The organism is Xanthomonas sp. SHU 166 (genome assembly GCF_000364685.1).
In the GTDB taxonomy this organism is placed as follows: domain Bacteria; phylum Pseudomonadota; class Gammaproteobacteria; order Xanthomonadales; family Xanthomonadaceae; genus Xanthomonas_A; species Xanthomonas_A sontii.
The window spans coordinates 1-12,246 of sequence record NZ_AQOJ01000456.1; the positions used below are offsets into that span (position 1 = coordinate 1).

Here is a 12,246-nt window from a genome sequence, read left to right on the forward strand (position 1 = left end):
CCTGCCTGCCGACATCAACGAAGCGCTGATCGTCGAGTTGTATTCGAAGTAATCACATCGGAGAGCCTCCGGTCCACGGAGGCTCGTCAGGAGAACCCGCAACATGACGGTTACCGCCAACCAGGTTCTGCGCCCGCGTGGGCCGCAGATCGAACGCCTTACCGACAACCGCGCCAAGGTCGTGATCGAGCCCTTGGAGCGCGGGTATGGGCATACGCTGGGCAACGCCCTGCGTCGCGTGCTGCTGTCCTCGATTCCCGGCTTCGCGATCACCGAAGTCGAGATCGACGGCGTGCTGCACGAGTACACCACGGTCGAAGGGCTGCAGGAGGACGTGCTGGAAGTCCTGCTGAACCTCAAGGACGTGGCCATCCGCATGCATACCGGTGACAGCGCCACGCTGTCGCTGTCCAAGCAGGGGCCGGGCACGGTCACTGCCGCCGACATCAAGACCGACCACAACGTCGAGATCCTCAACAACGACCACGTGATCTGCCACCTGACCAAGGACACGGCGATCAACATGCGTCTGAAGATCGAGCGTGGCTTCGGCTACCAGCCGGCCGCCGCGCGCCGCCGTCCGGACGAAGAGACCCGCACCATCGGTCGCCTGGTCCTGGACGCCTCGTTCTCGCCGGTGCGCCGCGTCGCCTACGCGGTCGAGTCGGCCCGCGTCGAGCAGCGTACCGACCTGGACAAGCTGGTCCTGGACATCGAAACCAACGGCACGATCGATGCCGAGGAAGCCGTGCGCACCGCCGCCGACATCCTCAGCGACCAGCTGTCGGTGTTCGGCGACTTCACCCATCGCGACCGTGGCGCGGCCAAGCCGGCCAGCAACGGCGTGGATCCGGTGCTGCTGCGTCCGATCGACGATCTGGAACTGACCGTGCGTTCGGCCAACTGCCTGAAGGCCGAGAGCATCTACTACATCGGCGATCTGATCCAGAAGACCGAAGTCGAGCTGCTCAAGACCCCGAACCTGGGCAAGAAGTCGCTCACCGAGATCAAGGAAGTGCTGGCCCAGCGTGGCCTGTCGCTCGGCATGAAGCTGGAGAACTGGCCGCCGGCCGGCGTCGCCCAGCACGGCATGCTCGGCTGAGTTTTGCGCATCCGGCCGATGCCGCAAGGCATCGGCCGCGTGTCGTTCGCTTCATCCGCATCACCACGTCGACGGGTCGCCAAGCCCGCGGCGTCGCCCGGTCAGGGACGGCCGGCACGGACCATCCGCAGTCCACTTTCAACGCCAGGACGGCGACAGCGATCTCCAACAGTCACACTCTTCCATAGGAATCCCAACCCATGCGTCACCAGAAATCCGGCCGCAAGTTCAGCCGCACCAGCGCCCACCGCGAAGCGATGTTCAAGAACATGGCGGCGTCGCTGATCAAGCACGAGCTGATCAAGACCACCCTGCCGAAGGCCAAGGAACTGCGCCGCGTCGCCGAGCCGCTGATCACCCTGGCCAAGGTCGACAACGTCGCCAACCGCCGCCTGGCGTTCGCCCGCCTGCGCGACAAGGAAGCGGTCGGCACCCTGTTCACCACGCTGGGCCCGCGCTACCAGGCGCGCCCGGGTGGCTACCTGCGCATCCTCAAGTGCGGCTTCCGTGCCGGCGACAACGCGCCGATGGCGTACGTCGAGCTGGTCGATCGCCCGGCCGTGGCCGAGGAAGTGGCCGAGTAATCGGTTCGCATCTGCAGCAGCAAGAAGCCCGGCATGTCCGGGCTTTTTTGCTTTTGGGGCGGGATTGGGGAGTCGGGATTCGGGATTGGTAGCGCCGTTGTCGCCGGGCTGGCGAACGGTTGCAAAAGCACCGTAGCGCATGGTGATGGAGCGCACGATCGCGGATAATGCGTGGATCGTCGATGCGAGTTCGAGTCCGATGAATCCGTTACGTTGGGGTTTCCGCGCGCAGTTCCTGCTCGGCTTTCTGATCTGTGCCGGCCTGCTGGGCTATGCGATCTTCGTGCAGCTGCAGCTGGGCATCGAGCCGTGCCCGCTGTGCATCTTCCAGCGCATCGCGTTCGCCGCACTGGGCGTGCTGTTCTTGTTCGGTGCTCTGCACGGGCCGCGCAGCGCCGGCGGGCGCAAGATTTATGGCGTCCTGGCGTTCCTGGCCGCGCTCGTGGGCGCCGGCATCTCCACCAAGCATGTCTCGGTGCAACTGTTCCCGGACCCGATGGCGTCCTGCGGCCCGCCTCTGAGCTTCCTGCGCGAGACCATGGGACCGTTCGAGGTGCTGCGCCGGGTGCTGACCGGCACCGGCGACTGCGGCAACATCGACTGGCGCTTCCTCGGCCTATCGATGCCGATGTGGTGCCTGATCTGCTTCGTGTTGCTGGCGGTGTTCGCGCTGTATGCCGGGTTCAAGAGCCGCAAGCGCACGCTGATCTGACCGTCTTGCCGCTGCGCGTCGGTCGCTTGGTCTGATGGCGACCGTCGGCAACCCGCCGGGCGCTGCTGCGGCCGTCGCGGGCAGCGCTGACGTATGCCGCTGACGCGCACCGACGTTGCCCATCCTGTCCGTCCGGCGCCCCCGGTGTTTGTGCAGTGCCGGGCTGTCGGTCAGCGCGACGCGCTGGCCGGCGCCCGCGCTCCGTCGGCCTGCGGAACCACCTGGGCGAGGAATGCCGCCACCGGCCTGGCCCAGACCGACGGATCGGCCTGCGCGAAGGTCTTGTGGCCATCGTCGCGGAACGGCGGCAGATCGACGAAGGTCACCGGCGGGGTCGAGCCCGCGCGGTAGGCCTCGTACATGCGATGCGCTAGGTCGCGCCGGAAGAAGTGATCGTTCTCGGCGTACAGCCATAGCTGGGGCAGCATATTCGCCGCGCCCAGCGTCTTCTCCGCCTCGACCAGGCGGTCCTCGCCGGCGCAGATGACCTCCTTGCCGTTGCTGCCGCGCCCGCCGGCGAAGCTGATCACGCCACGCACGCCGGATGGCGGCGCATTGGCCAGCGCCACCGCGCCGAGGCCGCCGGCGGACTGGCCGACCACGACGATGCGCCGCGGGTCCACGTCGGGAAGGCGAGCGGCGGCGTCGACGATCGCCGCCTCGGCCGCCGCGATCCTGCGCCCGGCGACGACGAAATCGACGTCGTGGCAGTTGCCTGCGCCTTCCAGGTAGCTTCCGCTGGAACTGCCGTAGCCAGGCCGCAGCGCCAGCACCACCATGTAGCCACGGGCGGCGAACCAGCGCGCGGCGCGGGCGAAACCAAGCCGGGTGTCGGCGAGCTTGCGCTTGTCCGCCGGTGTGCCGTGATGGATGACGATCAGCGGGAACGGGCCGGGGCCTGTCGGTCGATACACGCGCGCGGCGAGATCGTAGTCGACGCCTTGCACGACCACCGGCATTCGGAAGTCGGTGACGCGTTCGGCGTGCGCCGGCGGCGGTGCGGCGAGGGTGAGGATGGCGGCCGCGAGGGCGGCGGCGAACAGATGTCGACGCATGGGTGGCACCTGCCTGGACGGATGCGTGGCAACGCGTCGTGGCGGTCCGGGCGCGGGGATGCCGCTGTGGGGCGCCTCCCTCGGGCGGGGCGACGCCATGGCCACGACGCGGCACATGGTGCCACTGTAGTGCCGGAACGGGCCACGGCGTGTCGCCGGACCCGTCACCTGCGGCTGAACGCGAGGCCTGCGGCGTGCCGGGTGGCACGTCGCAGGCCGTCGCCGTGGCTGGCTCAGAAGTCCTGCTGCAGGCTCAGGTAGACGCCGCGGCGCGGCGCCCACTGCGGCGCGAACACACCAATGCCGCCGCCGTCGCGCAACTGGTAGTGGCGGTCGAGCACGTTGAGCACGGCCAGCTGTGCGTGCAGCGGGTGGCTGCTGGCCAGGGCGAAGTCGTGGCCGGCGCTGAGGTTGAGCTGGAAGTACGCCGGCAGCTCGCCGCCATTGGGCACGCCGTCGGCGTCGGTGCGCAGGCCGCTGCCGAACAGGTAGTCGGCGCCGATGCGGCTGTCGTCGGCCAGGGCGTAGTTGATGCCGCCGGAGGAGGTCAGCTTCTGGTCGTGGTCCAGGTGGATCCAGTGGTCGTAGGCGTAGGCCAGCGCATCCGGGTCGAAGTTGTACAGGCTGGTCATCACCCGCTTGCCCATGGCCTTGCTGTAGGCCGCGTTGAAGTAGGCGTTGATCGGGCCGTTGCTGTAGTCGGCGCTGAACTCGGCGCCGCGGATGCGGCCGTAGCGGTAGTTGAAGGTGGAGTAGACGTAGGCGGCGCCGAACTGGCCTTCGTCCTGCAGGCGATCGGCCTTGCGGTAGTAGGTGTCCAGGCCCAGGGTCAGGTGGTCGCCGACCATCTGCGAGATGCCCAGGTCGTAGTAGTCGCTGCGCTCGCTCAGCGGCTTGGTCGGGCCACCCGCCGCCGACTGCTGGTTGGTGGTGCCGTCGTACAGGGCGATGTCGCTGGTGGAGATCAGCTCGGTGGCCGGCGGGGTGAAGTAGCGCGCATAGCCGGCGTGCAGGGTGGTGCTGTCGCTGGCGTGCCAGACCACGCCCAGGCGCGGGCTGAGCTGGCCCTCGGTGGTGCCGAAGGCCTTGTAGCGGTCGCCGCGCACGCCGTAGTTGATGGTCCAGGCGTCGCTCGGCTGCCATTCGTCCTGCAGGTAGACCGCGTAGGTGCTGGCGTGGAAGCGGCTGCTGTCGGGAATGAACAGCGGCACGTCGCTGCTCTGGCTGCCGTCGTCGTTGGCCGGGAACACATAGGCGTTGTTGCTGGCGTTGGCGTGCTCGAAGTTGCCGTACACGCCATAGCGCAAGGTGTGGGTGCTGCCCCACGGCGTGGAGAAGTCGGCCTGCAGGGTGCTGGCGCGGTTGGCGCGCTGCACCTGCGAGGCGATGCCGTTGAAGATCAGGTCGCCGGCGATGTCCGGGGAGAACGCGACGCTGCTGTAGCGCTGGCCGGCCGACAGCTGGTAGCTGGTGTCGCCGAGCGCGCCCTGCAGCACCAGGGTGCCGAAACGGGTGTTCTCGCGCTGGTTCTCGTCGAGCTGCGCCGAATCGAAGGTGCTGTTGCCTTGGTAGGTGAAGGCCGGCGTCTGTCCCGGGTTGTTGGGGATCTGGAAGCGGTTGTTGGCGTAGCCGACCAGCAGGCTGAGCCGGGTGTTCTCGTTCAGCAGATAGCTGAGGTCGGCGAAGCCCTTGCCCTGGTGGGTCTTGTCGTGGATCGGGTTGTCGCTGTCGGTGGGGTTTTCCATGCCGATGCGGTTCTGCAGGTAGTTGCCGCTGGCGAACCAGCTGAAGCGGCCGTCGCTGCCCCACCACGAGGCGTTGGGGTTGAGCGTGCCGTAGGAGCCGCCGGTGATGCCGACGCTGCCGCCGTTGCCCAGTTCCACGCCGTTCTTGGTGGTGATGTCGACCACCGCCGCGGTGCGGTCGCCGAACTGCGCCGGCAGCGCGCCGTCGAGCAGGCGGATGTTCTTGATCGTGCGCGGATCCAGGGTCTGGCCGAAGCCGGAGATGGATTCGGGGATCATCACGCCGTTGATGCGGTACTGCAGGTTGGCGTGGTCGCCGCGCACATGGATGCCGCCATAGGAATCCTGGACCACGCCCGGCGCCTGCAACAGCACCTGGTTGAGCGGGGTGGAAGCGCCCAGCGGCAGGCGCGCGATGTCCTCGGCGCTGATCGCGTACTGACTGCTGCCGATGTCCGGCGACAGCGCGTTGCGCGCAGCTTCCAGCTTGGCGGTGACGGTGACCGGATCGAGATCGACGGTCGGCTCGGCGGCAGCGGTGCTGTCGGCGGCGGTATCCGCAGCGAGGGCGAGGCCGGGGGCGACCAGGAGGATCAGGGCGATGGCGGAGGAGAGGGGGCGACGTGTCATGGCGAGGTGGACCGAATGGAAAGGAATTGTTACTTAATAACAGTGTGCTTTCGCAAAAACGCCGGCGTAGGCCGGAAGTCATGGTGGCATCGCGATGTTGCTTGCCGTTCATGTCCTGGCGCTGCCAGCGTGACCGGTATGCGGCGCTATGCGGCGCGCCCCGGCTCTGCGAACATCGCACACTGCCAAGGAGTCCTTTCATGAATCTGTCCGCCGCCGCCGTGTCCGCATCCGCCTCGTCGTCCTGGTCACCTGCCAGTTGGCGTGACAGGCCGGCGCTGCAGATGCCGGTGTATCCGGACCCGCAGGCGCTGGAGACCGCGCTGACGGAACTGCGGCAGTTGCCGCCGCTGGTGACCTCCTGGGAGATCTTCGCGCTGAAGAAGCAGCTGGCCGAGGCGCAGGAAGGCAAGCGCTTCCTGCTGCAGGGCGGCGATTGCGCGGAGAACTTCAGCGATTGCGAATCCGGCACCATCTCCAACCGGCTCAAGGTGCTGCTGCAGATGAGCCTGGTGCTGGTGCACGGCCTGCGCCTGCCGGTGGTGCGGGTCGGTCGCTACGCCGGGCAGTACGCCAAGCCGCGCTCGGCCGATACCGAGACCCGCGACGGCGTGACCCTGCCCAGCTACCGCGGCGACGTGGTCAATGGCCCGGAGTTCACCGCGCAGGCGCGGGTGCCGGACCCGCGGCGCATGATCACCGCGCACTCGCGTTCGGCGATGACCATGAACTTCGTGCGCGCGCTGATCGACGGCGGCTTCGCCGACCTGCACCATCCCGAGTACTGGAACCTGAGCTGGGTCGGCTGCTCGCCGCTGGCCGAGGACTACCAGAAGATGGTGGCCTCGATCGGCGATGCGGTGCGCTTCATGGAGACCCTGTCCGGCGCACAGCTGTACAACCTCAACCGCGTCGATTTCTACACCTCGCACGAGGCCTTGCTGCTGCCCTACGAGGAAGCGCTGACCCGCGAGGTGCCGCGGCAGTGGGGCTGGTTCAACCTCAGCACGCACTATCCGTGGATCGGCATGCGCACCGCGGCGCTGGACGGCGCGCACGTGGAGTACTTCCGTGGTATCCGCAATCCGATCGCGATCAAGGTCGGGCCGTCGGCGCAGCCGGACCAGTTGCTGCGCCTGATCGACGTGCTCAATCCGGAAGACGAACCTGGCCGGCTGACCTTCATCCACCGCATGGGCGCGGCGCAGATCGCCGAGAAGCTGCCGCCGCTGCTGGACGCGGTGAAGCGCGACGGCCGCCGCGTGCTGTGGGTGTGCGACGCGATGCACGGCAACACCGAAAGCACCAGCAACGGCTACAAGACCCGGCGCTACCAGAACGTCCTGGGCGAGGTGGAGCAGTCGTTCGACATCCACGCCGCGGCCGGCACCCGCCTGGGCGGCGTGCATCTGGAACTGACCGGCGAGGACGTCACCGAGTGCACCGGCGGCGCGCGCGAACTCACCGAGCGCGACCTGGAGCGGGCCTACCGTTCCAGCGTCGACCCGCGCCTGAACTACGAGCAGTCGCTGGAGATCGCGATGGCGATCGTGCGCAAGCAGAACGGACGCAACGTCGCCACGCCGCTGGCGTAGTCGGTTGGTGTAGTCCGCCGCGCGTGCCGCTGCCGCACGTGCGGCGCCTTGTCGTGCCGTGGCCCGAGGGCTGCAGCATCGCTGTGTGCGATGCCGCGCATCGGCTTCGCGTCGCCAGCGGCATGCGCCGCTTTTCGGAAGCGCTTGCACGCGCGCCTGTATGCCATGCGGCTGCCGTCGCCCGGCGCCGCTGCGCGTGCTCGACATCGCGCTAATCCCTCCACTGCCAGACTGTCGCGACTCCTCCCCCCGACAAAGGAGCGCATCTTGACCCTCGATCTTCATTGGGTGCCCTGGCGTGCCTATACGCTGCCGATCGGCGCCGCACTGATTCTCGGTTTCCTGGCCTGGTGGCTGCTGTTGCGCATCGCCCAGCGCATGCGCGGCCGCGACTACCGGCGTGCGCGCATCGTGCGCGTGATCAGCGTGCCGGTCGCCTTCCTGCTGCCGATGCTGATGCTCAGCTTCGCGCTCGAATCCACGCCGCTGGACGAGAAGGCGCTGACCGACCTGCAGCACCTGCTGCACATCGGCATGATCGGCTGCGTGACCTGGCTGCTGGTGCGCGGCGTGGCGGCGCTGGAAACGGCGATCCTGCGCAGCCATCCGATCGAGGTGGCGGACAACCTCACCGCACGCCGTGTGCAGACCCAGACCCGGGTGCTGGCGCGGGTGGCGATGGGCACGATCATCCTGGTGGGCACCTCGATCGTGCTGCTGACCTTCCCGGCGGTGCGGCAGATCGGCACTACCTTGCTGGCCTCGGCCGGCATCATCGGCCTGGTCGCCGGTATCGCTGCCAAGCCGGTGTTCGGCAATCTGATCGCCGGTCTGCAGATCGCGCTGACCCAGCCGATCCGGCTCGACGACGTGGTCATCGTCGAAGGCGAGTGGGGCCGCATCGAGGAGATCGGCAGTTCCTACGTGGTGGTGCGGATCTGGGACGAGCGGCGCATGGTGGTGCCGCTGACCTGGTTCATCGAGAACCCGTTCCAGAACTGGACGCGCAACAGCGCCGACCTGCTCGGCACCGCGTTCCTGTGGCTGGACTACCGCACGCCGATCGCACAGGTGCGCGCCGAGCTGGAGCGGATCTGCAAGAGCGAGCCGCTGTGGGACGGACGGGTCTGCGTGACCCAGGTGACCGACACCAGCGAGCGCACGATCCAGGTGCGCCTGCTGGTCAGTGCGCGCAACTCCGGCGACGCCTTCGACCTGCGCTGCATCGTGCGCGAGCGCATGCTGGATTTCCTGGTGCGCGAGCATGCCTACGCGTTGCCGCTGCTGCGCGCGGAAGTGGCGCCGGAGCCCGTGCGGCTGTCGCACCCGCCGGTGCGCGCCAGCGACTCGGAGGCGATGCGTTCGCCCGGTGCCGAGGATGGGGCGCCGGCAGTGAATGCGACAGCGGGCGAGGCACGTGCGTCCCGCTGATCGCTGAGCGGTCTTGCCGCATGATCATGCGGCGTGGGATGCGGTTTTCTGCGCGACCACCAGCGGTGCCCGCCGAATGCCAGGAACGCGAATGCGCCCACCGGTGACTGGCAGGCGCATATCGCTTGAAGAAAGCCGGCACCGCCGCGGCGCGGGGTGCGGCTAGGCCGCAGGAGGATGCCGGCGCCGCCGCACCAAATCGCGGGCGAGGATGCCGACCACGGCGAGATTGATCGCCAGCACCGCCCACGATGCCCAGCCGGGGTGGCGCACGATCGCGTAGACGTCGAAGGGCAGGTAGATCGCCGCGGAGATGCAGCCCAGCAGCGAGGCCCAGGCCTTGGCGCGCCACAGACCCCAGGCCTCGATGATGTGCAGCACGCCGTAGGCGAGCATGCCGGCGGCGGCCAGGTGCACCGCGCCGGGGTTGATCATGGTCAGCAGCGAGGGCAGGGCGCCGTGGTCCGGGTCCAGGCTGAAACGCACGATCAGCTTGTCCACACCCGCGCGCAGCGGGGCCGGACCCATCAGTTCCAGCCCCGTGGCCGCCAGCACCGCGAGCAGGCCCTTGCCGGCCTCCAGCAGTGCGATCAGGTGCAGACCCGGATGCGCGTGCGGATCCGGGTTGTACGCCTTGTCGGCGGCCATGGGCGTGCGCTATCCCTTAGCCCGCGCGACCAGCGCGCTTGCGCTCGTTTTCGGTCAGGTGCTTCTTGCGCAAGCGGATCTCCTTCGGGGTGACTTCGACCAGTTCGTCGTCCTCGATGAAGTCCAGCGCCTGCTCCAGCGTGTACTTGATCGCCGGAGTCAGCTTGATCGCATCGTCCTTGCCCGAGGCGCGCATGTTGGTCAGCGGCTTGGTCTTGATCGCGTTGACGGTCAGGTCGTTGTCCTTGGAGTGGATGCCGACCAGCTGCCCTTCATACACGTTGTCGCCTTCGGCGGCAAACAGGCGGCCGCGCTCTTCCAGCGGGCCCAGCGCGTAGGCGGGGGTGGCGCCCGGCGCATTGGCGATCATCACGCCGTTCTGGCGCTTGGCGATGGCGCCCTGCTCCTTCGGGCCGTAGTGGTCGAACACGTGGAACAGCAGGCCCGAGCCCTGGGTCAGGGTGCGGAACTCGTTCTGGAAGCCGATCAGGCCACGCGCCGGGATCATGTAGTCCAGGCGCACGCGGCCCTTGCCGTCCGGCTCCATGTTCTTCAGCTGGCCCTTGCGGATGCCCAGCTTCTCCATGACGCCGCCCTGGTGCTGCTCCTCGATGTCCACCACCAGCTGCTCGACCGGCTCCATCAGTTGCCCGTCGATCTCCTTGATGATGACTTCCGGGCGCGACACGGCCAGTTCGAAGCCCTCGCGACGCATGTTCTCGATCAGCACCGACAGATGCAGTTCGCCGCGGCCGGAGACCAGGAACTTGTCGGCGTCTTCCAACTGCTGCACCTTCAGCGCCACGTTGTGCACGGTCTCGCGCTCCAGCCGGTCCTTGAGCTGGCGGCTGGTCAGGAACTTGCCGCCAGACAGGTCCTTGTTGCCGGCGAACGGCGAGTTGTTGACCTGGAAGGTCATCGAGATGGTCGGCTCGTCCACGGTCAGCGGCGGCAGCGCCTCGGGGGCTTCCAGCGCGCACACGGTGTCGGAGATGGTCAGTTCCTGGATTCCGGAGATGGCGACGATGTCGCCGGCCTGCGCGCTGTCCTGCTCGATGCGCTCCAGGCCCAGGAAGCCCAGCACCTGCAGCACCTTGCCCTGGCGCTTCTTGCCTTCGCGGTCGATCACCGCCACCGGCATGTTCTTCTTCAGCACGCCGCGCTGGATGCGGCCGATGCCGATCACGCCGACGAAGTTGTTGTAGTCCAGCTGGCTGATGCGCATCTGGAACGGGCCGTCCGGGTCCACGTCCGGCTTCGGCGCGTGCTGCATGATCGCTTCGTACAGCGGGGTCATGTCGCCGTCGCGCACGCTGTCGTCCAGCGAGGCGTAGCCGTTCAGCGCCGAGGTGTAGACGATCGGGAAGTCGAGCTGCTCGTTGGTGGCGCCGAGCTTGTCGAACAGGTCGAACACCTGGTCGATCACCCAGTCCGGGCGCGCGCCGGGGCGGTCGATCTTGTTGACCACCACGATCGGCTTGAAGCCCATCGCGAACGCCTTCTGGGTCACGAAGCGGGTCTGCGGCATCGGGCCGTCCATCGCGTCGACCAGGATCAGCACGGTGTCCACCATCGACAGCACGCGCTCCACCTCGCCGCCGAAGTCGGCGTGTCCGGGGGTGTCGACGATGTTGATGCGGTTGCCCTGCCAGGTGATGGCGGTGTTCTTGGCCAGGATGGTGATGCCGCGTTCCTTTTCCTGGTCGTTGCTGTCCATCACGCGCTCGGCCAGCACCGTGCGCTCGGACAGGGTGCCGGACTGCTTCAGCAGGCAGTCGACGAGGGTGGTCTTGCCGTGGTCGACGTGGGCGACGATGGCGATATTGCGAAGATTTTCGATGGACATGCGAAAGGGGGCCAGCCGGCGCCAGAAGGAAGGAAAGGAAGCCACCTAGTATACCCGGATCCCGTGACGCCTGCCGGCGGCCGGCGGCGGTGGGCCGGGCGGGGGCATTCAGGCGCCGGCGGCGGGCGCGGGCAAAGCCTGAACGAGGCGACGTGTATCCTATGCGCCCCTCATGACGCCCCCGTTTCCAAGGAATCCCATGTCCCTGATCGCCCATTTCGACACCGCCCGCGGCCCGATCAAGATCGAGCTGTATCCCGACAAGGCCCCGCTGACCGTGGCCAACTTCGTGAACCTGGCCAAGCGCGGCTTCTACGACGGGCTGAACTTCCACCGCGTGATCGCCGACTTCATGATCCAGGGCGGTTGCCCGGAAGGCTCCGGCCGCGGCGGCCCGGGCTACCGCTTCGAGGACGAGACCAACAACGGCGTGCGCCACGAGCGCGGCGTGCTGTCCATGGCCAATGCCGGCCCCAGCACCAACGGCAGCCAGTTCTTCATCACCCACACCGCCACCCCGTGGCTGGACGGCAAGCACACCGTGTTCGGCAAGGTGCTCGAGGGCCTGGACGTGGTCGACAGCGTCGCCCAGGGCGATGTGATCAACAAGATCACCATCGAAGGCGACGCCGACGCGGTGCTGGCGGCCAAGGCCGACCGCGTCGCCGAGTGGAACCGCACCCTCGACGCCTGATCCGGCGCTGTCCGCGCGACCGGTCCTGCGGCCGGGCGCGCGGAACCTGCGTGCTACCATTTTCCCGATTGATTGCCGCACCCGACCGCCGATGACGATGCGCCCCCTTGTGTTGTGCCTGCTGCTGCTCGTGATCGGCGGCGGCGTGCACGCGTGGTGGCGCAGTGCGGCCTCGACACCGTCGGCCGCACTGGCCGCCGGCGA

At 67.8% G+C, this 12,246-nt stretch carries 10 protein-coding genes; 6 read left to right on the forward strand and 4 right to left on the reverse strand.

Annotated features, from left to right (window positions below; translation table 11 throughout):
* Positions 1–103: 103 nt before the first annotated feature.
* The 3 genes from rpoA (at position 104) to D180_RS12185 (ending at position 2,398) form a co-directional block, all read left to right on the forward strand.
* Positions 104–1,102, forward strand: a complete 999-nt coding sequence (gene rpoA, locus D180_RS12175; RefSeq protein ID WP_010340455.1) for a DNA-directed RNA polymerase subunit alpha — start codon at positions 104–106, stop codon at positions 1,100–1,102.
* Between the two features lie 200 nt (positions 1,103–1,302).
* A complete protein-coding gene (gene rplQ, locus D180_RS12180; protein WP_010340456.1) occupies positions 1,303–1,686 on the forward strand; it encodes a 50S ribosomal protein L17 in 384 nt (127 codons plus the stop codon).
* Between the two features lie 199 nt (positions 1,687–1,885).
* A complete protein-coding gene (locus D180_RS12185) occupies positions 1,886–2,398 on the forward strand; it encodes a disulfide bond formation protein B (RefSeq protein WP_043090899.1) in 513 nt (170 codons plus the stop codon).
* A 170-nt stretch (positions 2,399–2,568) separates the two neighbouring features.
* Here the strand turns inward: D180_RS12185 and D180_RS12190 are convergent, their stop codons facing one another.
* Positions 2,569–3,570: a CocE/NonD family hydrolase gene (locus D180_RS12190; RefSeq protein ID WP_232760468.1), complete on the reverse strand. Its 1,002-nt coding sequence runs from the start codon at positions 3,568–3,570 to the stop codon at positions 2,569–2,571.
* 116 nt (positions 3,571–3,686) lie between these two features.
* Positions 3,687–5,828 carry a TonB-dependent receptor gene (locus tag D180_RS12195; RefSeq protein WP_017913013.1) on the reverse strand — a complete coding sequence of 714 codons (2,142 nt, stop codon included), beginning with the start codon at positions 5,826–5,828 and terminating at the stop codon, positions 3,687–3,689.
* A gap of 200 nt (positions 5,829–6,028) precedes the next feature.
* On the opposite strand from D180_RS12195, the gene D180_RS12200 reads away from it, so the two are divergent.
* Complete coding sequence (locus D180_RS12200; protein WP_026143872.1) at positions 6,029–7,423, forward strand: 3-deoxy-7-phosphoheptulonate synthase class II; 1,395 nt, start codon at positions 6,029–6,031, stop codon at positions 7,421–7,423.
* Between the two features lie 267 nt (positions 7,424–7,690).
* A complete protein-coding gene (locus D180_RS12205; protein WP_026143871.1) occupies positions 7,691–8,854 on the forward strand; it encodes a mechanosensitive ion channel domain-containing protein in 1,164 nt (387 codons plus the stop codon).
* Between the two features lie 162 nt (positions 8,855–9,016).
* Here the strand turns inward: D180_RS12205 and D180_RS12210 are convergent, their stop codons facing one another.
* Both D180_RS12210 and typA read right to left on the reverse strand, forming a co-directional pair.
* Complete coding sequence (locus D180_RS12210) at positions 9,017–9,502, reverse strand: DUF2127 domain-containing protein (protein WP_017913015.1); 486 nt, start codon at positions 9,500–9,502, stop codon at positions 9,017–9,019.
* Positions 9,503–9,518: 16 nt separating this feature from the next.
* Positions 9,519–11,348 carry a translational GTPase TypA gene (typA, locus tag D180_RS12215; protein WP_010340464.1) on the reverse strand — a complete coding sequence of 610 codons (1,830 nt, stop codon included), beginning with the start codon at positions 11,346–11,348 and terminating at the stop codon, positions 9,519–9,521.
* A gap of 199 nt (positions 11,349–11,547) precedes the next feature.
* Here typA and D180_RS12220 point away from each other — a divergent pair, with 199 nt between their 5' ends.
* Positions 11,548–12,042, forward strand: a complete 495-nt coding sequence (locus tag D180_RS12220; protein WP_010340465.1) for a peptidylprolyl isomerase — start codon at positions 11,548–11,550, stop codon at positions 12,040–12,042.
* Positions 12,043–12,246 lie beyond the last annotated feature (204 nt).